General features: G+C 68.1%; 21 protein-coding genes. 14 read left to right on the forward strand and 7 right to left on the reverse strand.

Annotated features, from left to right (window positions below):
* Positions 1 to 202: 202 nt before the first annotated feature.
* Both FQU96_RS13710 and FQU96_RS13715 read right to left on the reverse strand, forming a co-directional pair.
* Positions 203 to 1,564 carry a cell wall metabolism sensor histidine kinase WalK gene (locus FQU96_RS13710; protein ID WP_146541834.1) on the reverse strand — a complete coding sequence of 454 codons (1,362 nt, stop codon included), beginning with the start codon at positions 1,562 to 1,564 and terminating at the stop codon, positions 203 to 205.
* On the reverse strand, positions 1,561 to 2,235 hold the full coding sequence (locus FQU96_RS13715; RefSeq protein WP_146541835.1) for a response regulator transcription factor: 675 nt from the start codon (positions 2,233 to 2,235) through the stop codon (positions 1,561 to 1,563). Before FQU96_RS13715 ends, FQU96_RS13710 begins: the two co-directional genes overlap by 4 nt.
* 248 nt (positions 2,236 to 2,483) lie before the next feature.
* On the opposite strand from FQU96_RS13715, the gene FQU96_RS13720 reads away from it, so the two are divergent.
* From FQU96_RS13720 to FQU96_RS13745, 6 genes are all read left to right on the forward strand, one after another.
* Positions 2,484 to 3,419 (forward strand): class I SAM-dependent methyltransferase, encoded by a 936-nt coding sequence (locus tag FQU96_RS13720; RefSeq protein ID WP_146541836.1) that lies wholly within the window; start codon positions 2,484 to 2,486, stop codon positions 3,417 to 3,419.
* A 28-nt stretch (positions 3,420 to 3,447) separates the two neighbouring features.
* A complete protein-coding gene (locus FQU96_RS13725; RefSeq protein WP_146541837.1) occupies positions 3,448 to 3,921 on the forward strand; it encodes a GNAT family N-acetyltransferase in 474 nt (157 codons plus the stop codon).
* 122 nt (positions 3,922 to 4,043) lie between these two features.
* Positions 4,044 to 5,300: a formylglycine-generating enzyme family protein gene (locus FQU96_RS13730; protein ID WP_146541838.1), complete on the forward strand. Its 1,257-nt coding sequence runs from the start codon at positions 4,044 to 4,046 to the stop codon at positions 5,298 to 5,300.
* A 116-nt stretch (positions 5,301 to 5,416) separates the two neighbouring features.
* A complete protein-coding gene (locus tag FQU96_RS13735) occupies positions 5,417 to 7,639 on the forward strand; it encodes a bifunctional serine/threonine-protein kinase/formylglycine-generating enzyme family protein (protein ID WP_178130495.1) in 2,223 nt (740 codons plus the stop codon).
* A gap of 275 nt (positions 7,640 to 7,914) precedes the next feature.
* Positions 7,915 to 8,607, forward strand: coding sequence for a hypothetical protein (locus FQU96_RS13740; RefSeq protein WP_146541840.1), 693 nt, complete (start codon positions 7,915 to 7,917; stop codon positions 8,605 to 8,607).
* 163 nt (positions 8,608 to 8,770) lie between these two features.
* Positions 8,771 to 9,565, forward strand: a complete 795-nt coding sequence (locus FQU96_RS13745; RefSeq protein ID WP_255468058.1) for a sugar phosphate isomerase/epimerase — start codon at positions 8,771 to 8,773, stop codon at positions 9,563 to 9,565.
* A gap of 98 nt (positions 9,566 to 9,663) precedes the next feature.
* Here the strand turns inward: FQU96_RS13745 and pip are convergent, their stop codons facing one another.
* The 3 genes from pip to FQU96_RS13760 all read right to left on the reverse strand — a co-directional run bounded on the left by pip (position 9,664) and on the right by FQU96_RS13760 (position 13,390).
* On the reverse strand, positions 9,664 to 10,644 hold the full coding sequence (gene pip / locus FQU96_RS13750; RefSeq protein WP_255468060.1) for a prolyl aminopeptidase: 981 nt from the start codon (positions 10,642 to 10,644) through the stop codon (positions 9,664 to 9,666).
* 112 nt (positions 10,645 to 10,756) lie between these two features.
* Positions 10,757 to 12,355 carry a hypothetical protein gene (locus tag FQU96_RS13755; protein ID WP_146541842.1) on the reverse strand — a complete coding sequence of 533 codons (1,599 nt, stop codon included), beginning with the start codon at positions 12,353 to 12,355 and terminating at the stop codon, positions 10,757 to 10,759.
* A gap of 156 nt (positions 12,356 to 12,511) precedes the next feature.
* Positions 12,512 to 13,390, reverse strand: coding sequence for a protein-L-isoaspartate O-methyltransferase (locus FQU96_RS13760; RefSeq protein WP_146541843.1), 879 nt, complete (start codon positions 13,388 to 13,390; stop codon positions 12,512 to 12,514).
* Positions 13,391 to 13,510: 120 nt separating this feature from the next.
* Here FQU96_RS13760 and FQU96_RS13765 point away from each other — a divergent pair, with 120 nt between their 5' ends.
* Positions 13,511 to 14,101, forward strand: coding sequence for an RNA polymerase sigma factor (locus FQU96_RS13765; RefSeq protein WP_255468063.1), 591 nt, complete (start codon positions 13,511 to 13,513; stop codon positions 14,099 to 14,101).
* Positions 14,098 to 14,358 (forward strand): hypothetical protein, encoded by a 261-nt coding sequence (locus FQU96_RS13770; RefSeq protein WP_146541844.1) that lies wholly within the window; start codon positions 14,098 to 14,100, stop codon positions 14,356 to 14,358. The genes FQU96_RS13765 and FQU96_RS13770 overlap by 4 nt, the downstream gene beginning before the upstream one ends.
* Before the next feature lie 4 nt (positions 14,359 to 14,362).
* On the opposite strand, the gene FQU96_RS13775 is transcribed toward FQU96_RS13770, so the two are convergent.
* The gene (locus tag FQU96_RS13775) at positions 14,363 to 15,262 is read right to left on the reverse strand and encodes a LysR substrate-binding domain-containing protein (protein ID WP_146541845.1); all 900 of its coding nucleotides are present in this window, start codon (positions 15,260 to 15,262) and stop codon (positions 14,363 to 14,365) included.
* Positions 15,263 to 15,405: 143 nt separating this feature from the next.
* Here FQU96_RS13775 and FQU96_RS13780 point away from each other — a divergent pair, with 143 nt between their 5' ends.
* The 6 genes from FQU96_RS13780 (at position 15,406) to FQU96_RS13800 (ending at position 19,869) form a co-directional block, all read left to right on the forward strand.
* On the forward strand, positions 15,406 to 16,341 hold the full coding sequence (locus FQU96_RS13780; protein WP_146541846.1) for an alpha/beta fold hydrolase: 936 nt from the start codon (positions 15,406 to 15,408) through the stop codon (positions 16,339 to 16,341).
* A gap of 214 nt (positions 16,342 to 16,555) precedes the next feature.
* Positions 16,556 to 17,377: a hypothetical protein gene (locus FQU96_RS13785; RefSeq protein ID WP_146541847.1), complete on the forward strand. Its 822-nt coding sequence runs from the start codon at positions 16,556 to 16,558 to the stop codon at positions 17,375 to 17,377.
* Positions 17,378 to 17,402: 25 nt separating this feature from the next.
* Entirely contained in the window at positions 17,403 to 17,540 is a 138-nt protein-coding gene (locus FQU96_RS42195) for a hypothetical protein (protein WP_178130496.1), read from the forward strand.
* A 105-nt stretch (positions 17,541 to 17,645) separates the two neighbouring features.
* A complete protein-coding gene (locus FQU96_RS13790) occupies positions 17,646 to 18,245 on the forward strand; it encodes a helix-turn-helix domain-containing protein (protein ID WP_146541848.1) in 600 nt (199 codons plus the stop codon).
* Positions 18,245 to 19,054, forward strand: coding sequence for an SRPBCC domain-containing protein (locus FQU96_RS13795; protein ID WP_146541849.1), 810 nt, complete (start codon positions 18,245 to 18,247; stop codon positions 19,052 to 19,054). The genes FQU96_RS13790 and FQU96_RS13795 overlap by 1 nt, the downstream gene beginning before the upstream one ends.
* Positions 19,055 to 19,059: 5 nt before the next feature.
* The gene (locus FQU96_RS13800) at positions 19,060 to 19,869 is read left to right on the forward strand and encodes an SRPBCC domain-containing protein (protein WP_146541850.1); all 810 of its coding nucleotides are present in this window, start codon (positions 19,060 to 19,062) and stop codon (positions 19,867 to 19,869) included.
* 52 nt (positions 19,870 to 19,921) lie between these two features.
* Here FQU96_RS13800 and FQU96_RS13805 read toward each other — a convergent pair whose 3' ends face one another.
* Positions 19,922 to 21,235 (reverse strand): hypothetical protein, encoded by a 1,314-nt coding sequence (locus tag FQU96_RS13805; protein WP_146541851.1) that lies wholly within the window; start codon positions 21,233 to 21,235, stop codon positions 19,922 to 19,924.
* Positions 21,236 to 21,351: the final 116 nt, after the last annotated feature.

A 21,351-nucleotide genomic window follows, 5' to 3' on the forward strand; every position in this document is an offset into this window, starting at 1 on the left:
GCGGCCCGGCCACGTGAGCGTGCGCCGGCTGTTCGACTGGCCCCTGCCGCCGTAGACGATAAGACGTGGTGCTGCTGGTGAAGGCTGGGACCGCGCCGCTCCAGCGGCGCCCCGGCGTGAAGCGCCGGCCTATGAGCGTCGCTGGAGCGACGCGGTCCCAGCCGTCATTAGCCAAGCTCGCAACTGACCGGAAGATGTGTCCTCACGGTCCGGCCGTCGTGCCGCTCAAGGTCAGCCGGAACGTTGCGCCGCCGCCGGGTGTATCCTCCACCGTGACCGTGCCGCCGTGCGCGGCGGCGGCTTCCTTGACGATGGTGAGGCCCAGGCCGGCACCCGGGTGATGCTCATCGCGGCGCCAGAACGGCTCGAACACCCGGTCGCGCTCGGCGGCCGCGATGCCGGTGCCATGGTCGATGACCAGGATCTCGGCCGGCGCGCGCGCCACGACCTCGACCGTGCCGCCTTGCGGCTCGGCGCGCACGGCGTTCTGCACCAGGTTGGTGATCGCGCTTTCCACGGCGCGGGTGTTGCCGCGGATCGGCAGGTGCTCGGCTTCCGGCGTCAGGGCGATGTCACGGCCCTGGGCGATGGCCAGCGGCGCGCAATCGGCGACCACCCCGCGGGCCACGGCGGTCAGGTCCAGCGACTCGTCGGGCAGCACGTGGCGGGTTTCCAGCCAGGCGACGAACAGCAGCTGGTCGACCAGGGTGCGCATGCGTTCAGCATCGCGGCGCAGGCCGCGGGCCACGGGCGATTCGGGCAGGCTGTCGATGCGGGCGGCCAGCACACCCAGCGGCGTGCGCAGCTCGTGCGCCGCCTCGGCGGCATAACGCTGCTGGCGGCTGAAGCCGTCGTCGAGACGGTCGAGCGCGGCATTGATCGAGCGGATGAACGGCAGCAGTTCCGACGGCACGCCCTTGCCGTCGGGCAGCCGGAAGTCGCGCGAGCGTAGGTCGATGCGGGCGGCATCACGCGCGGCATTGCGCAGCGGCCGCAGGGCCTGCGTCACCACCAGCGGCACGATCAGCGCCGCGCCCAGCAACACCAGGACCATGACCCGTACCAGGTAGCTCGACATGTAGCCGACCAGCGCCGGCAGGTCGGCGCTCTGCAGGGTGTTGTCGGTGCTGACCACGACGATCGCGCCCCATCGCGTATCTGCGACGCTCGCCGCCACCATGGCACCGGCGAGCGGGCCTTGCGTGAGCGAGAACGTGGCGTTGGCGAAGTCCGGGAAGCCGAGCGCTTCCAGCGCCGCGACCAGATCGGCAGATGATCCCTGCAGCGGTTGGCGGCCGAGCAGGGCGGCGATGCGCACCTTCGGACGCGCGGCACGGAAGTCGGCGAGCGCCGGTGTGTCGGTGATGGCGAGTCCGCCGTCGGGCTGCTTGGCCAGCGCATCGACCACCAGGTTCTGCAGATGGATCTGCGAGAAGGCGTACTCGTCGCCGGGCTGCTGCCAGTACAGCAGCGAGATCATCAGCGCGATGAGCGACAGGACCGATTGAATGATGATCAGCGGAAAGATCAGGCGTCCGACCAGTGAACTGCGCGGGCGGATCATGACGCCTTCAGCATATAGCCGACATTGCGGACGGGATGGATGGTGACGCCGGCGTTGCAGTCAGACAGTCGCTTGCGCAGGCGCGAGATGTGGCTGTCGAGCGCCTTGGGCTGCACCTCGTCGTCCAGGCCGTAGACGGCAGCGACCAGCGCGTCGCGCTGCACCACGCGCTCGGCGCGGCGGACCAGCGCCTCCAGCGCCAGCAGTTCGCGACGCTTGAGCACCAGGGGCTGGCCATCGATCTCGACCTCGCGGCGCGCCATGTCAAAGCGCAGCCGGCCGCACTGCAGAGGTGCCGCGGGCTCGGCGCCGGGACGGCGCAGGGCAGCGCGGATGCGCGCCATCAATTCGTCGGCGAAATACGGCTTGGTCAGGTAGTCGTCGGCACCGGCATCCAGGCCGCGCACCTTGTCGTCCAGCTGATCGAGCGCGGTGAGCATGATCACCGGCGCGCCCGGCTGGGTCGCCCGCACCATCGGCAGCAGTGACAACCCATCGCCGTCGGGCAACCGGCGGTCGAGCAGCACCAGGGCATAGCGGGCCAGCTGCAGGGTCAGCCGCGCGGCATCGCACGAGCCGGCCTGATCGACGAGAAAGCCGTCCTTGGCAATGTTGCCAGCCACCAGCCGGGCCATCTCGGGTTCGTCTTCGACCAGGAGAATGCGTGTCATAGGCCTGCCTGCTGGCGCCGCACCGATCCGCCGCGCGGCGCACCCTGGACATATCCAGGTTGCGCCAAGGTGTCCAACGGGTGGCGCGGACACCTTGCCGCAACCTTCAGGGGCAGGACGACGAGTCTTTGCGTCCGTGCGCCGCAGTGCCACGGCGCCGCGGGCACGTTCGAGCAACCTCGCCGCACCAGAGTGCCGCACCTCTGGTCCCGTCCGCGACGGGTCGCGCTCTGGGTGGAGTCGTCAGCGTGTCCGATGTTCTGATTGTTATGGTCGCCATCGCGGTAGCCGTGATCGCCGTCGCGGTAGTCCAGGCGGCGCGCATTGTCCGATTGGTCTTGAAAGCGCGACGCAAGACGCGCGGTATCGAGCGTGATCAGTTGTGGGAACGGATCTACGGCCTGGACTGGGGTGACGTGACGACCAACAACTATGGCTTTGCCCCGGCAGAGGTGGATGGACCGGAGCAGTACCAGCTGCAGATGTACAGCGAGCTCTTCAAGCGGCTGCGCGCTCGCGGACGCCTGCGGGTGCATACCGACCTGCTGGAGGTGAGCTGCGGGCGTGGCGGTGGGCTCGCGCACCTGGTGCGTGGCTGGCCGGGATCGGTGCGCGCGGTCGGCCTGGATCACGCCGAAAATGCCGTGCGCGCCTGTCGCGCGGCGCACGGCGACATCGCCAACATCAGTTTCGTGTGCGACTCGGCGCTGTCGTTGCCGTTTGCCGATCGCTCCTTCGACGTGGTGGTCAATGTCGAGGCCTCGAACGACTACGGCGATTACGCGGCCTTCTTCCGCGAAGCGCATCGCGTGCTGCGGCCTGGCGGCGCATTCCTCTATTGCGACACGCGTCGCGCCAGGGACGTGCCGGGCACGACGCAGGCACTGCGCGATGCCGGCTTCGATGCGACGTTCAACGATATCACCGATCATGTCATCGCGGCGTGCCGGCAGGACAGCGTGCGGCGCCGGCAGCTGATCCGCACCCGGGTGCCATGGCTGTACCGGATCCTGCTGCGTCGGGCTCTTGAGAACTATGCCGCCATCGAGGGCAGCCGCAAGTTCGCGAAGTTCCGCAGCCGCCATCGGGTTTATCTGATGACCTGCGCGATCAAGACGCCGGCGCCACAGCCGGCGCTGCCGCCACGCGCCGATCAGCGACGGGTGGTCGAACTGCTGGCCTAGCCCGGCCGGATGGCGTAGGGCGTATCGGATGGTAAACGATGTCGTCATTCGCTGCGCGCGCCCCGATGAGCGGCAGCTGCTGGAGGATCTGCAGCGGCGTGCCGCCCTGATGTGGGACGCCTATCGCGAATCGCTGCTGGCGCATCCCGACGCCATCGAGCTGCCGATCGAGCAGATCGCGACGGGGCGCGTTTTCGTGGCCGAACAACGGGGTGTCGTCCTGGGGTTCAGCGTCGTGCTGCCCGGGCCGGACGGCGAGTCGGAACTCGACGGGCTGTTCGTCGATCCCGGACACGGCCGGCAGGGCATCGGCCGCCTGCTGGTCCAGGCGGCAGAACGCCTGGCTGCGGCCGAAGGGGCGCGGGTGCTGTCGGTCATCGCGGCGCCGGAGGCGCAGGGGTTCTACAGTGCCTGCGGCTTTGAGCCGGCCGGCGAGCACAGCACCCGCTTCGGCCCCGCGCGCGTCATGCGCCGAGAGTTGGTGCGCACGGCGGACCTGTAATCACCGGATCCGGTAGGTTCTCGGCTTGCTTTCGCCCGTCCGGGGGCGGACTCTCGGCGTATCGAGCGCGGCGCCGTCATCCCGAGGGGACGAGACGATGGCGGCGCCAGGGGGATCCTGGGGTGGACGTCGGCAACGGACCGTCATCGCGGCAGGCTGAAACCGCGGCCGGCGGCCGGGCGGTGTTGCGTGCGGTGCGCGAGGAGGCTCTGGCACAGCGCGTGGTCGCTCCGGTGCCCTCATCGCGGCGGCGCTGGTTGTGGGCGGCCGTCGCCGCCGCGGTCGTGTGCCTGGCCGGCGGCGCTGGCGCCTGGTGGATGATCGAGGAACGCACCGCGCAGCAGGAGCGGGAGGCGGCGGCGGTCAGGGCGAAGACCGACGCGCAGGTAAGAGCGCGCGAGGTGGCCTCCGGCACGCGCCCGCTGCCCGATCGGACACGCTCTGACGCCGTGATGCACACAGTGGCGGCCGACACGGCGGCGGCGGAGAAGATGCGCGACGCGGCACGGCCGCGGGGCGAGGCTGTCCGCGATTGCGCCCAATGCCCGGAGGTCGTGACGATCCCGGTCGGCGCGTTCATGATGGGCTCGACGCCGGCCGAGGATGATCGCGAGGGTGTACCACCTGTCGCGCGGGACAGTACGGCGCCGGCGCATCGCGTGATCATCGTCACGCCGTTCGCGCTGGGCAAATACCCGGTCACCCGCGGCGAGTTCGCCGCGTTCGTGGCGGCCACCGGCCATCAGACCGGCAATGCCTGCCTGATCAACGCCGCTGGCGAGGCGGACACGACCGGGCGGAACTGGCGCAAGCCGGGCTTCGCGCAAAGCGACCGCCATCCGGTGGTATGTGTGTCGGCCGATGACGCCCGGGCCTACGTGGCATGGCTGGCCAAGGTATCCGGCAAGCCGTACCGGCTGCCGACCGAGGCCGAATGGGAATATGCCGCGCGGGCCGGCAGCACGACCGCCCGAATCGGCGGCGACAGCCGTGCCGATACCTGCCGCTACGCCAATGTCTTCGATTTCACGATCGCCAAGATGCTGGACGGCGATATCGGCGGGGACCGCAACGTCTTTCCCTGCAGCGATGAGCACGTCTACACCTCGCCGGTGGGCGCTTTTGCCGCCAACGCCTGGGGCCTGCACGACATGCTGGGCAACGTGTACCAGCTGACATCCGACTGCTGGCATCCCGGCTATCGCGATGCGCCGGTTGATGGCCAGTCGTGGGTGGAGGGTGGCGACTGCTCGCGCCGTGCTGTCCGTGGCGGCAGCTGGCAGACCAATGCCTGGGCGGCCCGCTTCGCCGCGCGGGGAAGCCATGCCGTGGGCGTTCGTACCACCAATGTCGGCTTCCGCGTCGCCCGCGACAACTGAAGCATCGCCATAGCCCGCGCATCGGGCTTGCTTTCGCCGTTCCGTCAGCGGACAGTTTATGTCGCGGACGCGGTCATCTCGCGGGGAGGCGGGAGGCGGCGCCAGGGGGACGCGGCTTGACGCAAGGCAGCAGCGGATCGGCATCCGGGCAGGCCGAGGCCTCGGCTGGCGGCAACACGATCGCGTTGCCGACCGGCAGCCGCATCGGCAAGTACACGGTGACGGCCCTGCTGGGCGTGGGCGGCTTCGGCATTACCTATCGCGCGCTCGATACGCAGCTCGACCGCGAAATCGCGATCAAGGAATTCCTGCCCACCAGCATGGCGGCGCGCCAGCCCGACCTGACGGTGCTGCCGCATTCGACGCACCAGGCCGAAGACTTCCGTTGGGGCCGCGAGCGCTTCCTGGCCGAGGCCAAGACGCTGGCGCGGCTGGAGCGCGCCGCCGGCATCGTGAGCGTGCACGATTTCCTGGAGGCCAACGGCACGGCCTACATGGTGATGGCGCTGGTGCCGGGCGAGACGCTCGAGGCCCGCCTGCGGCGCGACGGGCGCCTGACGCAGCCGACCATCGAGCGTCTGCTCTATCCGCTGCTCGATGGGCTGGAGCAGGTGCACCGCGCCGGCTTCCTGCATCGCGACATCAAGCCGGCCAATATCCTGATCGATACCGAGGGGGCGCCGGCGCTGATCGATTTCGGCGCCGCGCGCGTGGCGTTGCAGGACCGCACTCAGGCAATGACCGCCGTCTATACGCCGGGCTACGCCGCCATCGAGCAGATGGGCTCGGCGCCGCAAGGACCGTGGACTGACGTCTACGGGCTCGCCGGTACGCTCTACCACTGCATCGCCGGCGCGCCGCCGCCCAACGCGCTCGACCGCATGATGGACGATACGCTGGTGCCGGCCCTCACGGTGGGGCGCGGTCACTACGCGCCCAGCCTGCTGGCGGCCATCGACGCTGGGTTACGGCTGAAGGCCGATGAGCGGCCACAGGCGATCGCGCAATGGCGGCCCGTGTTTGCCGGCGTGACGCCGACGTCGCGCGAGCTGCGCGATCACGCCCAGACGCGGCGCGTCGACGGCGCAGGAACGCCACCGCGACGGCGGCGATGGCTGTGGCCGGCGGTCGCCGCGATCGCGTTATGCACGGCCGGTGGCGCCGGCGCCTGGTGGGTGATCGAAGACCGCGCCGCACAGCGGGAGCGCGAAGCGGCCGCTGCAAAGGCGAAGATCGATGCGGAGGCGAGGGCGAAGGAAGCGGCGGCGGCGACGGCGCGCAAGGCAGCAGCCGACAAGGCGCGCACCGAAGCCGCGGCGCGTGACAAGGCGCGGGCCGAGGCTGCCGCGCGCGAGCAGGCCGAGCGGGATGCCAAGGCCCGCAAGGACGCCGATGAGAGGGCGCGCAAGGAAGCCGAGGAGGAAGTAGCGCGCAAGGTGGCGGCGGAGAAGGCCAGGGAGGCTGCGCGGCCGCGCGGCCAGGCCTTCCGCGACTGCGAGCAGTGCCCAGAGATCGTCATGGTGCCGGCCGGGACGTTCCTGATGGGCTCGACGCCGGCCGAGAACGAGCGCGAGGGCGTACCGCCGGGGTCGCGGGAATACGCCATGCCGCAGCACCGGGTTACGCTCGCCGCGCCCTTCGCGCTCGGCAAATACCCCGTGACCCGCGGCGAATTCGCTGCATTCGTGGCCGCGACCGGGCATCAGACCGGCACGTCCTGCGTGATCGGCGCCTGGGGTGACAAGTGGCAGGACACCGGCAACCGTTCTTGGCGCAATCCCGGTTACGCGCAGACGGACCGCCATCCCGTGGTCTGCGTCTCGTCGGAGGATGCGCGGGCCTATATGGCGTGGCTGAAGCGCACGACCGGCAGATCCTATCGGCTGCCGACGGAGGCGGAGTGGGAGTACGCGGCGCGCGCCGGCACCACGACGGCGCGCTTCTGGGGCGATGGCCGCACCGAAGCCTGCCGCCATGCCAACGTGCTCGACCAGACGATTGCCAGCACGCTGGAGGTGCCACGCCATCAGCACGTCTTTCCCTGTGCCGATGAGCACGCCTACACATCGCCGGTGGACGCGTTTGCGCCCAATCAGTGGGGACTGAACGACATGCTGGGCAACGTGCTGCAGTGGACATCGGACTGCTGGCATGTCGGCTATGAACAGGCGCCAGCGGATGGCCGGTCGTGGGAGGAGGGTGGCGACTGCTCGCGCCGCGTCGCCCGTGGCGGTTCGTGGTTCACCAACGCCTGGGTCACGCGGTCGGCAACCCGCGTCCGCTACACGATCGGCGTGCGCAACTTCATGGTCGGCTTCCGCGTGGCGCGCGACAACTGAGTCGTTTGCGCTGCCCGTGATCCGTGTACCTCTTCCTTCCGAGGTCGTCCGCACGTCGAGTCCGCGCGCAACCGATCGTCATTCCATTTGGCTATGACGCACAAAGCTTCTTCTCTGGTGAGGCCTGCAGCGCAGTGTAAATAGTGCCGAGACAGCGTTGGCGTTGCGCATGGGACCGAGCCAGATATCCATCTGTCGTCCCGCACGCCGTGCCTTGTCTCGCCCGGAACGGCAAGCTTGCCGCCCATCGCCGGGGATGAACACCTGAGGACACAATGGATCCGTTCGCCAATATGCCCCCGCAAGCCAAGATCTGGTTGATGCGGGCGGCCCAGGCCCAGTCCGAGCTTGACGGCAAGCTGAAGACCGCGAAGGCCATCGGTGTCGTTCTGAAGGATCTCCTCGGCAAGTCACCGATGCAGGTGCAGGCCATCGCCAAAACGACCCAGTCCGTCCTGCAGGAACGTCGCCTGGCGAAGACCGCGCGCGAGGTGCAGGTTGCCGCCGAGGTCATCGAAGAGACGGCCAAACTGTCACCCGAGGCGATGCAAGCCCTGAAGGCCGCACCGGAAATTGCGGCGGCCGAGGTTGAAACGATGGTGTTCAAGAACGGCCAGTGGGTGCGCCTGGCGAGTCGGTCGGCCGGCACGCTCCTGTCGTGCTTCTCCGTGCTGGCGTCAGCGTCACTGATCGTTGATGCGCTGATGCTCACGGCGAGACCGGCGGGTGCCGCGGAATGGGAGGTCACTCCCGAACTCATTCGCCGCGCGCGCCAGTTGCAAGCATCCGCCGGACCGTTGACGGCCGCTGACAGCAACATCGTGCTGCAGGTGACCCACTATCGACTGCAATTCGCTCTGCAGACCTTTGTTGAGATCATGCAGCAGCATGTTGGCGACCTGCAACGACAAGCACAGCTCCAAGCGCAGCGGACCAATCCGGCATGGCGACCGGGCGCACGATGGTAGAGCGGGATTCCGGTCAACCTGGGGGCGGGGCGTCTCGCCCGAGTTTTCCAGGGCACGATCCGTTGCAACGCAACCCGTGGCAACCGTCGTAGCGGATAAGGTGGACAGTCGCGGTGTCAACGTCGATTGTAGCGGCACCTTGGTTGTGCGCATGGACAATCGCGTGACGAGAGCGATCGGACTGGCGGCGCTGACAGTGCTGGACGTTGCGCCGCCCGAGCAAATCGAGACCGCAGCCGCGGCCGGCTACAGCCATGTCGGCTTGCGCCTGATACCGGCCACGCCGGAGGAGGTCCGTCATCCCGTTATCGGCGATACGCCGATGGTGCGCGAACTCGAGCGGCGCCTGGTCGACACCGGCATCAAGGTGCTGGACGTCGAGATCTTCCGGCTGACGCCCGAGGTGCGCATCGCCGACTTCGAGTCGGCCCTGGCGACCGCCGCGCGGCTGGGTGCGCAGCACATCCTGGTGGCGGGCAACGATCCGCAGGAGGCGCGGCTGGCCGACAGTTTCGCGCAGCTCGGCACCTTGGCCGCGCGATACGGCCTCAACGCCTGCCTGGAGCCGATGCCGTGGACGGATGTCGCCACCGTGGCGACGGCCCGGCGCATCGTGACAGCCGGCGGTGCCGCCAACAGTGGCGTCCTTCTCGATGCCATCCACTTCTTTCGCGCCGACAACAGCCTGGCGGAGGTTGCCGCCTTGCCGCGGTCCTGGCTGCACTACATGCAGCTGTGCGATGCGCCGGCAGCGTGCCCCACCGATCGGGCCGAACTGATCCGGCAGGCGCGCGGCGACCGGCTGTTTCCCGGCGACGGCGGCCTCGATCTGCGCGGCCTGCTGCAGGCGTTGCCCCCGGATATTCCCATCAGCCTGGAAGTGCCGATCGCGCAGAAGATGGATCCGCTCGAGCGCGCCCGCCGGGCGCTCGTCGCTGCGCAGCGCGTGCTGGCTTAGCACCACCTGTCATCCCGAGCGCAGCGAGGGATCTTCTGCAAGTGACGCAGGGTGCGCCTGCATAGAAAGATCCCTCGCTGCGCTCGGGATGACAGTCGTTACGACAGCGTCGCGGCGAAGTGGTCCGTCGCCTCGATCAGGTGGTGCAGAATGCCGGGTTCGTTGAAGGCGTGACCGGCGTCGGGTACGATGTGGAACGCAGCCTCCGGCCAGGCGCGGTGCAGGTCCCACGCGGTCTTCATCGGTGTCGCGAGATCGTAGCGACCCTGCACGATCACGCCCGGGATATTGCGCAGGCGCGTCGCGTCGCGCAGCAGCTGGCCCTCTTCGAAAAAGCCCGCGTTCACGAAGTAGTGGTTCTCAATGCGCGCGAAGGCCAGTGCGAACAGGTCCTCGCCGAATTCACGGCTGATGTCCGGGTCCGGCAACAGGTGCACCGTCTCGCCTTCCCACAGGCTCCAGGCCTTGGCCGCTTCGAGTTGCACGGCGCGGTCGGGATGCGTCAGCCGCCGGTGATAGGCCGCCATGAGATCACCGCGCTCGTCGGGCGGGATCGGCGCCAGGAAACGCTCCCATGTGTCGGGGACCAGCCAGGAGGCACCTTCCTGGTAGTACCAGTGCAGTTCCGCCCGGCGCAGCGCGAAGATGCCGCGCAGCACCAGCGCGCTGGTGCGCTCGGGATGGGTTTCCGCATAGGCCAGCGCCAGGGTCGAGCCCCACGAGCCGCCGAACACCAGCCAGCGGTCGGCGCCGATCATCGTGCGCAGCCGCTCGATGTCGGCGACGAGATGCCAGGTCGTGTTGGCCTCCAGGCCGGCGTGCGGTGTCGAACGCCCGCAACCGCGTTGATCGAACAGCAGCACGCGATAGCGCGCCGGGTCGAACAGCCGGCGATGGTCGGGCGCGCAGCCGCCGCCGGGTCCGCCATGCAGGAAGACGGCGGGAATGCCTTGCGGGTTGCCGCAGAGCTCCCAATAGACGCGATGGCCATCACCGACATCGAGATGGCCGTGGTCGTAGGGCTCGATCGGCGGATACAGCGTTCTCAGCGGATTTGAAGCAGGCGTCTGGTCGGGCACGGGGATCCTCTACGGTCATCCGTGCCCGATATAGTCCAACAAGCCCATGCTGCGAAGCATGGGCTTCCGCCTACCGCAGGAGACGGGTTGCTCCCAGGCGCGGTGGAATCGTTCAGGGCATGACGACGTCGATCTCGGCGCCCAGGATATCGAAGACCACCCGGCCCTGGCGGCCGTCCTTTTCGGCGCGCACCTCCACGACGGGGATGCCGCGCGGCGAGCGCGCGATCATCCGGTTGTCACCGCGCGCGATCGTGTAGCGCACGACCGCCCCGCCATCGAGCTTCAGCCGCCGCAGGGCGCGTGGCGTGAACTCGGCCAAGCGCTCCGTGGTCAGCGGCGCCAGTTCGTCGAGGGTGAAGACCCGGGTCGGTTCGGGCCGCTTGTCCCAGGGCATGATGGGCGGGCCTTCGCGTCGGATCGTCTCGACGTTCATCATCAGGTTCACCATCGTGCCCGGCGCCTGAGGATCCTCGACCATGATCCGTGCCGACGAATGGTTGATGAAGATCTCGTGGAACCGCGCTTTCGGGCCGAACTCGGCCCCGATCCGCGACAGCGTCTTCTGGATCGTGGCGGGCGCGAGCCAGGGCTCGACCGGCCGGCGGCTGGGCGGCAGGATGGCCTCAAGCACCTGGGCAGACGTGCTGATCATCGCCACGCCGCGCTCGCTCCTGTCGGCGCCGATTTCGACGGCCCAGCGCACATCGGTCTGCCGGGCGCCCGTGGTTGGTTTCTCGGCCTTGATGAACGTGATCTTGCTGTCCTGCATGCCGAGCGCGGTTCGCGCCGCAGCCTTGATCTGCGGCAGCTTCGTGTAGTCCAGCGCCGACAGGCTGAACGGCGCGGTGCCGCGCATCTGCGAATCGACCCGGGGCGTGTCGACGATGCCGCGCTTCACGCCGGACAGATTCCAGGAATAGTCGCGCCTCATCCCCGGGTTCGTCGGATGGTCGGCCACGACGAAGAGGTAGGTGTTGTATACGCGCACCTCATGCACGACCGCACCGGGACCGATGACCGCCAGTAGGTCATCCCGCGCCTGCGCCATCGGCCAATCGTCCTGCGCCAGCAGGTCGAGTCGCCGCGCGCGGTTGGTCTGCGACAGGTCGAGGCCGACGATTCGCCCGCCGGCATCGGCGAAGGCGGTGGCGCTCTCACGGCCGCTGGTGACGGGGATGGTCCAGCGCACCTCGTCGTAAGCGGGTTTCGGCATGATCGCGATGCGCCGGTCGATGATGACGCGCTCCACCTGGCCCGGTTCTTCAAGTCCCACGCGCCGGATCGCGTTGGCGATGACGCTGGTGACGTCGGCCAGCGCCACGTCGCGCAGCGGGAAGAAGCCGCCCTCCGCCTCGGCAACGATGGTGTCGGTGTGTGACGGCGTCGGGCCGCTGACCGACTCGCGATCGATCAGCAGGATCCGCTGGCGCGTCACCGTCCAGGCATCGACGTCATGCGGCAGCCGGCGGCCCTGGACCAGGAGCGTGATCTTGTGCGGCTCGATGGTGATGCGCGAGACCGCCGGCGTGTGGCCGATCTCCTTGACCAGGCGCGCAACGGCGTTGCTCGCCGCGCCCGGCGTGCTGAGATAGTCGTCGCGCCTGTCCTGGGCCGGCGCGGGGGCGGGCTGACCGCACAGCAGCGCCATCGCCGCGAGGATCACGAGCACGCGGCGGCGCCAGGGGATGCCTGGACCGTGATGGGTCATGTCGAGCCCCCCACAATCGATGTCAGTCCCGAACGGAAGGCGCATGCTGCATGACACGCCGATTGCGCGCGTCAACCTTTAGGTTGAGGGCGTTTGATTTCGTGCGCACGGTCTGGTGCCACTGGCGTGTCAACCCCGCCTTGAAGTGGGCGGCTGCTACCGTTCCTTGCGTTCGAGCCAGAAACCGGGACCGTGGTACCAGACCCGGGCGGCAACATCTGCCGTGGGCGCACCGCGGTGCAGGGCCCGGATCGGGATTTCGCGGCGCTGCCAGGGGACGGACGGTGCCTCGCGCGGCTCCAACGCCTGTTGCAGGCGGATGGCGGCTTCAGCATTGCGCCCGCCGGCGCAGTGGAAAATGCCGACGCCGCTGATGGCGTCAGCCGTGTAGGCTTCGCCGCGGCGGATGACACGCAGCATGAATCCCAGCCAGTTCTCGCCTGTGAGCGGCATCAGCAACCGGCCGCCCTCGGCAAGGCGGTCGATCCAGAACGGCGAGGGATGGGTGGAGCCCGCGAACACCACGACGGCATCGACCTCACCCGGGTCATGCCTGCGTCCGTCGCCCGCGACGACCGTGACCTGTGGCCAGGGCGCGAGGTTCGCTGCTGCCCGTGCCGCAAGATCGGGATCGTACTCGACCGCCACGACTCGACCGACAGGCCCGACGATCGCGGCCAGCACCGCGGTGTAGTAGCCAGTACCGGCGCCGACCTGCATCACGCGCTCGCCGCGCTCCAGGTCGAGGTGATCGAGATTGTGTGCCCAGAAGCTCGGCATGCCGTTGTTGAGGCGGCGCGCCGGGTCGATGGCGACCAGCACGTCGTGATAGAGCCAATGCGGCTGGTCGTCCGGCGTCGTGAAGGGATCGTCGGGCCGCTTGTCCGGCATGATCTGCCATGGTCCCGGTCCCAGGAAGTGCTCGCGCGGTACCGCGGCGAAGGCATCGACGATGGCCGGGTTGCGCCGGATCGGGGCCGTGAGCCGCAGTCCCTCGGCATACCACCGGCGCAGCGCCGTCGTGTCGTCCTGCATGGGTCCCTCTTTGTGCGGAGTGGCGTCTCCAAGCAGTGCGGTCGACCGGGGCAGGGGCGGACACGGCAGAAAAAATTGTGTCACCCTGTCCGCGTGGACCCCTGGCAAGCGCATACTGCCATGATGGAACGCTCGACAGTCCGGATCCGTTGGGACGTTGGTGCCCCCGACGCACCGGCGCGCGATATCGCGCGCGCCCTGCGATCGCTGTCGAATGCCGAGCTGGCGCGGCTGAAGGCGCTGGCCCGATTATGGAGCCGCGGGTTGCCCGGCGGCCTGGGTTGGGTCGATATCCTGAACGAGGCGATCGTGCGCGCCCTGAACGGGGTACGGCCGTGGCCGCCCGACGTGCCGCTGCTGGCCTTCCTGTCGGGCGTCATGCGCAGCATCTGCGACGAGCACTGGCGGCGCGTGCGCCGCGAACTGGCCTGGGTTGTCCATGACGGGGACGTATCCGATGTCGGTGATGATGCCGCCACAGCGCCGCCCGATGCCGAGCGCGTGCTGGCTGCAGCCCAGGCGTTGACCGCCATTCATCGGCTCTTCAGCGCCGATCAGGTGGCGCTGAAGATCATCGCCGGCCTGGCCGAGGGCCTGACGGCGAGCGAGATCTGCCGCGCCTATGGCCTGTCGGAACGCGAATACGACTCGGCGCGCAAGCGGATGCGGCGGGCGTTGCTGCGCGCCGGATTGTCGTGGAGCGTTCCATGAAGGAGCCCCCCATGCGCAAATGGCAGCCACCGGCCGAGTTGCGCCGTCTCCTCGACACCCTGGACGCGGAAATCCAGGCCGCGACCGACGACGATGTACAGCAGGCCTATCGTGGGGCCGGCCGTTCGCTGTCGGCCTCGGTGCGCGATGTCAGGCGACTCATCGCCACGGCGACATCAGGCCTGGACGATCCCGAACCGGCGATCCCGCCGACCGATGCCTTGTGCCGCCGCGAGGCCTGGCTGCGGCAGCACTGAGGCGTCAGCCGCTCATCCTTGCGCGCTCCGCATCGATCACGTCAAGGAAGCGCCGTAGCGGCGGTGAAACGTCGTCTTCGCGCCAGACGACGGTAAGAGGTGCCGTCGGCGCGGGCGGGGAGAGGGGAATGAAGGTCACGCCGCGCCGTGCATGGCCGCGGGCGGCGGCTTGCGGCACGAGGGAGATCCCGACACGGGCCGCCACCAGGCTGACCGCCGTTTGCAAATGCATGACTTCCTGCACGATGCGCGGTGTGAATCCCGACGCCTGGCACGCCGCGACGATGCGTTCCGTCACGCTCGGGCCCGGGTTCGACGGATAGAGGACAAACGGCTCATCGGCGAGGTCGGCAAGAGCGACGCGCCGACGCCGCGCGAGTCCGTGCCGTTGGGGTAGCGCCGCGAGATACGGCTCTTCCAACAGAAGCTTCTGCGCCACGCGGGCATGCGGCGGCAATTGCGGGCGGGCGAACCCGACATCGATCCGGCGGTCCTGCAGGGCTTCGGCGATCTCGGACGCGAGCATCTCGTGCAGGGCCAGTTCGACGTTTGGACACGCTTCGCGATACGCGTTGATGACGTCCGGAAGGAAGACATACATCGCCGAGCCGGCGAAGCCGATCGACAGCTTTCCCGTCAGGCCGCGGCCTGTGCGGCGCGTCTCGTCAACCGCCGCCGCCAGATCGGCCAGGATCGTGCGCGATCGCGCCAGCAGCACCTGTCCGGCATCGGTCAATCCGATGGGACGCGCGCCGCGCTGGAGCAGCGTAACGCCAAGCTCCTCCTCGAGTTGCCTGATCTGCTGACTGAGCGGCGGTTGGGCTATGTGCAGGCGTTCGGCGGCGCGGGTGAAGCTCAGCTCCTCGGCGACGGCGACGAAATAGCGAAGATGGCGCAGTTCCATGCCGCACGATATCGGCGGCACTGGCGCGACGAAAGTGGTGCGCGCGCGACCATAGGCCGGGCGTCTGCAATCGTATCGAGACCGTATTGGACGAGCATGCCTGTCTGTCGGAGCTTGCCGCGGTCGAGGTTGCGGAGGAACCGATGTCAGCCCTGGAGCAAGCCTTTGCCGCGGCGGAAGCGGCAGGGATCAGGCAGGAGCGCGTGCCCGTCGACGGCTTGCGCTTCAACGTCGCGCGTCATGGGCGGGGCAGGCCGCTTCTGCTGCTGCACGGCTGGCCCGAGTTCTGGCTGGTCTGGCGTCCGATCATGGAGAGGCTCGGAAACGATTTCGAACTCATCGCACCCGATCTTCGGGGCTGTGGCGATACCGGCAAGCCCTTCGCCCAGCCGGACCCGACCGCGACGGCGGACCGGCACGCGGCAGACATGTTCGGCCTCATGGAAGCGCTGGGTATCCAGCGCTTCGGCGTCGTGGGCGGTGATCTTGGCGCCTACGTCATCCAGGCGATGTCGCACCGTGCGCCCGAGCGTCTTGTAGGAAGCTTCTACTTCTGCACGCCGTACCCAGGTCTCGGGCATCGCTATGGACAACCGGGGCATCTCATCGAGGTCTGGTACCAGTACTTCCAGCAATTGCCCTGGGCCGCCGAACTTGTCGGCAGTTCCAGGCATGCCTGTCGCCTGTACTTCCGGCATTTCCTCGATCACTGGTCGGGCGATAATCCGGCGGTGTTCGCCGATCTGCTGGAAGCGTACGTCGACAACTTCATGAAGCCCGGCAACATTCAGGGCGGGTTCGACTGGTACCTGAGTTCCGCCGCGACCCGACGCCTCTGGCTGGAAGGCAAGCTGCCGCCGCAACCACCCATCTCTGTCCCCACGCGATTGCTGTGGGGCCGCCGCGATCCCTTGATTCCGCCGGACTGGTCCGATCGCCTCGGCGACTACTGGACAGACCACAGTCTCGCGTTCGTCGATGCAGGCCACTACGTGCATGCGGAACGTCCCGATGTCGCGGCCGGCGAGATCCGCACCTTCTTCGATGGCCTGCGGAAATATCGCCCTGACATGCGCTGATCGTCGCGTCGGAGTGACGCGGCGAGACCGCGCGTCCTGCGCCCCCGACCAGATCCGCAATGCCCATCAGCGCGGGCGTCGCGGGTGATGACCTGTCCGCCGCATGCACTCAAAGTTTCCCTGATCGCCGCGATAGGGAGAACTCATGCCCGGAGGGCTTCCGGTTCCTCTAATATGAGTGTGCGCCCATTTTTGGGGCCGGGGGGAGACCGCAATGCCACTGCAAGGCCGCGTCGGACGCCACACACGCCAGGGCGGCCGCCACTGTCAGAACTGGATCAAAGACCAGCAAACGGTGATCGACCTGCTGAACCGCATTGCGGTCAGCGACGGCGGTACCGGCGGGAGCCTGACCGGCAAGATCAACGGCCGGATGGTGGACGGCATGGCCAGCGACGCGCTCTACAGCGCGATCTCGCGCTTCGAGAGCAAGCACTTTCCCGGGCAGACCAGCGGCTTCGTCGACCCCGGCGGCCGCATGCTCGCGCGCATGGAGGCGCTGGCGGGGGCCAAGGGCAGAGTGCCGGACAGCGATGATCCGCCGCCCGACGCCCCTGAATTGCCGCCTGAAAGTGTGCTCGACATCCTGCGCCGCAACGTGCTCGACGAGAGCCGGTGGCAGGGCCGCTACACGGCCGGCGAGCGGGTGGCTTTCGATCCGCTGGTGACCATGGCGGTGCGTCACATCGATTCGCTGAAAAGCCAGGGCTTCGACAACCTGGGCCGGCCTGTGGAATTGTTCGGCCGCGCCCACGTCTTCAGGGAGTATGTGACGGCCTACATCGATCCCAGCGATCGCACCAGGGTTCTGTACGTCGGCAAGGATCAGGTGCTGGGCTCGCCGCGCGCGCTGCCCGAGATGCGCTACGGCAGCCCGGTTGAGCTCCATGCCGATATCGTGACGGAAAAGCTCGGCGCCCTGCTGCTCTACAATGACGGCGCCTGCTACCGCGTCTTTCCCTATCGCCGCGGCGGCATCTATTCCCTGGGCCGCCCCTATGGACGAACGACATCCCTGATCACGCATGCGCCGTGAGGCCGCCCGTGCCGAATCAATGCACGTGATTGCCGCCACAGATGCCGGTGCCCAGGTCGCCCTGACCGGCAACATCGCCGTCGGCCTGCGCCACTACAACGGACAGATCGGCTCGGGCGTCAGCGACCACGGCATCCGCGCCAACCTCACCGTCAGGTTCTGAGGCGCCAGGCGGCCTGCGAAAATATCGCCCTCGAACGCGTTGATCGCCGCGCCAGGGGCCTTGTTGGCGCATTGACAAAAAAATTTGTCAATGTAAGGTCGAGCCATGATCGACGTCGATGTCATCGCAGATCCGGCAGCCGCGGCGGTTGCGCTCGAACCGGTGCGGGCGCGCCTGCTGGCGGAACTGGCGGCGCCGGCATCGGCTGCGGCATTGGCGGCGCGGCTGGGCATGGCCCGGCAGAAGGTCAACTATCACCTGCGCACGCTCGAAGCGCATGAGCTGGTGCATGTTGCCGAGGAGCGGCAGTGGGGCGGGCTGACGGAGCGCCTGCTGGTGGCGTCGGCCGCATCCTACGTGGTGTCACCCGAGGCATTGGGGCCTGCTGCCGCCGACCCCAAGCGCAATGCCGACCGCTTGTCGGCGAGTTACGCGATCGCGCTGGCGGCACGCATCGTGCGCGAGGTCGGCGACCTGTGGCGCCGCGCCCGGGCGGCCGACAAGCGCCTGGCGACCCTGTCGATCGATACCGAAATCCGTTTCGCGTCGGCTGCCGACCGCGCTGCTTTCACGCGTGATCTCACGCAAGCCGTCACGGCGCTGGCGGCGCGCTATCACGCTGCATCCGCGCCGGACGGTCGGCCGCATCGCCTGATCGTGGTGGCGCATCCCACGCCGGGCGGATCCAGCAGAAAGGTTACGTGATGCCTGTGAAGAAGGAGCCATCTGGCCGCCGGTCGGTCGAGGCGCAGGCCGAGGTGCCCGGCACGCCGGAGGCGGTGTGGAACGCGATCGCGACGGGCCCTGGGATATCGGCCTGGTTCGTGCCGACGGATGTCGAAGAGCGCGAAGGCGGTACGGCCGTTTCCCATTTCGGGTCGGGCAACAGCATGGACTCCGTTGCCAAGATCACGGTGTGGGAACCACCGCATCGTTTCGTGGTCGAGACCACGGAGGGGCCCGGTACCATCGCGACGCAATGGACCGTCGAAGCGCGCGCAGGCGGCACCTGTGTCGTGCGCGTCGTCCATAGCTGGTTCGCCAGTACCGACGACTGGGATGATCAGTTCGAGGGCCACACCGACGGCTGGGCTGCGTTCTTTCGCATCCTGCGGCTCTACCTGGCTCATTTCGCTAGCCAGCGCTGCGTCGCGTTCCAGCTCATGGGCATGGCGGCTCCACCGAAATCGGCGGTGTGGAAGGCCCTCGTGCGCCAACTCGGCCTCGACGGTAGCCGTGTCGGTGACCACGTGCGCGCGGCGGCAGATGCGCCACCATTCGCCGGCGTGGTGGAGCGGATTGGGGATGTCGCACTGCCCGAGGAATTTCTGATCCGCCTTGATGCGTCGCCTGCGCCCGGGTTGGCGCACATCATGGCGCATGCCATGGGCGACAAGGTCTTCCTGACCTTCCGCTTCTTTTTCTACGGCGAGCAGGCATCTGCCGCAGCGCCGCCGACGGAAGCAGCATGGCAGGCGTGGCTCGCCGCGCAATTTCCACCGATTGAGGAGTAGGCGTCATGCCCTTGAAGAAAGACGCATCCGGCCGCCGCGCGGTCGAAATGAACATCGAGGTTCCCGGCACGCCCGAGCAGGTGTGGCAGGCGTTGGCGACGGGCCCGGGAAACGCGGCCTGGTTCACTGCTTGCGAGATCGAGGAGCGCGAGGGCGGGGCGATCGCTTTCCACTTCGGGCCTGACATGGCGAGCCGGGGCCGGGTGACGACCTGGCAGCCGCCGCACCGCTTCTGCTACGAGGAGATCGGCTGGAGCGGCGAGGCGCCGCCGCTGGCGACGGAGATCGTGATCGAGGCGCAGGCCGGCGGCACGTGTCGCGTGCGCATGGTGCACAGCCTGTTCACCGAGCGCGACCAGTGGGATGACGAGCTGGGCAGCATGGAGCGCGGCTGGCCGTCCTACTTCGAGATCCTGAAAGTGTACTTGCGGCACTTCGTCGGCATGCGCTCGTCCTATCTGCGCGTCACCGGCGATCATGCCGGGCCGGCCGCGGCGGCATGGACGGCGTTACGACAGGCCGTGGGTTTCGTGGATGCTGCCGAAAGCACGCATTGGCAGGCCAAAGGTACGCCGCCGTTGGCCGGCGCCATCGAGCGCATCAACGCGCAGGCAGACCATGGCGAGTTCCTGCTGCGACTGGATGCGCCGGGGCCGGGCATCGCGCTGGTCGGCGCCTTCACCTGGGGTGGCCGCACGCAGGTCGCCATCAGCTTCTACTTCTACGGCGAGACCGCACCAGCCACCATCGCCCGCGAGGAGCCGGCGTGGCAGGCCTGGATGCGCGAGCACTTTCCGGCGGCCGCGGCGGCGTGACGTCCGGGCGTGCGGGTGTCCGGCTGCTCGTGAACGGAGCGGCGTTCAGACATCAGAACTGGCTGGGAATGATCAGCTCCAGACCGAGCATCGCCTGCAGCCCGAACGCTCTATGTTGATTGCCGTTGGTGACCTTGGGATTGGCGTCGTGTATCGGGCGCCAGAGGGCGTCGCTGCCGTAGACGGCCTGGGCGACCTTGGCGAGCGTGTCGGCGGGTTTGGCGGCGTACGTGAAGTACGATCCATAGGACAGCATGCTGTCGGGTTTCGGCGGCCAGGCTTTGCCGGGCGGGATCGGTCCCTGGTACTTCGCGCCCGCGATCGAGGCCGGCGGCGCCGGGCGTCCAAAGGTGAGCGTCGTTTCCTGAACGATCCCCGGCAGGACCCACACCGCAACCAGATCCAGCAGCATCGGCGTCATCGCCGCGGTGGTGCCGAAAGCCGGCACGATCGAGGCGCTCTCAACCATCACCATTTCAGGGACGATCACACCTTTCGAGATTCCCGCCAGAGCGGGAAAGCGGCTTACGGCGTCGCGCTCGAGCTCGGCCAGGCTCCTGTATTGCTTGCCGGTGCGGTCGATGATCTCCAGCGCGCCGGCCTTCCAGCGCGCCAGCATCGTGTGGTTCATCGGGATGATCGCTTTGACGCCGGGGACTGAACTGGCGAAATTGTATTCGACGCCAAAGATGAAGACGGACCCTCGGGCGTTTTTCGCGGCGTTTGCCAGATCGGCGATCGAGGATTCGGCCTGAAGGATCTTGCCCACCCGGCTCGGCAGGTTGACCTGCTTGGCCGCCACGCCGATTTTGTTCAGATGGCCCAGCATGGCGAGGTAGCCGCGCACACCGCCAGTCTCCGGAACGGAAATGCCGGCCGCGCGCGCGAGGTCGGCGACGACCGCGTGAAGCTTCTGGCCGGTCACGCGTGCGGCGCGCGTGGCGGCGATCCAGGCACAGTTGCCGAGGCTGGCATCGACGTCCACGGCAGCCGCGATGCCCGCGCCGTTACGTATCTTCGTGACACCGAGACGTGAGAGAAAAGGGGCCGCAACAGCCAGGACCCTGAGCCCATCCTCGGCCCAGCCACCGATTCCACCTCTCTCTTTGCCTTGTCCGATCCGAAGCAGGAATGTGTAGCCCTCGACCCACATCTTGGCGACTTCATAGAAGCCGGCGTCTTCCTGCGCTTCCTGCACGCGACGAATGGCGGCTACCTGCGAAACAACGTCGGCGCTCTTGTCGTCGACGACGGCCGTGGACTCCTTGATCGCCTCAGCGAGAGGCTGAAAGAAGACATCCTGTTCGACGGCCTTGAGCTTCCCATCGACCGCATCCGCGGCCTCGACAAACAGTTGGATCGGCATACGAGGCTCGCTTGTCCCGCAGGGTCTCGACGTGGCGTCTGTCGCTAGCCGGGGCGGCGGCGCCATGCACGAACGCGCGCAGACCGATCAACATCGATGCGCTCGAGGTCGTCCCA

The sequence above is a fragment of the Reyranella sp. CPCC 100927 genome (genome assembly GCF_007859315.1).
Classification (GTDB): Bacteria; Pseudomonadota; Alphaproteobacteria; order Reyranellales; family Reyranellaceae; genus Vineibacter.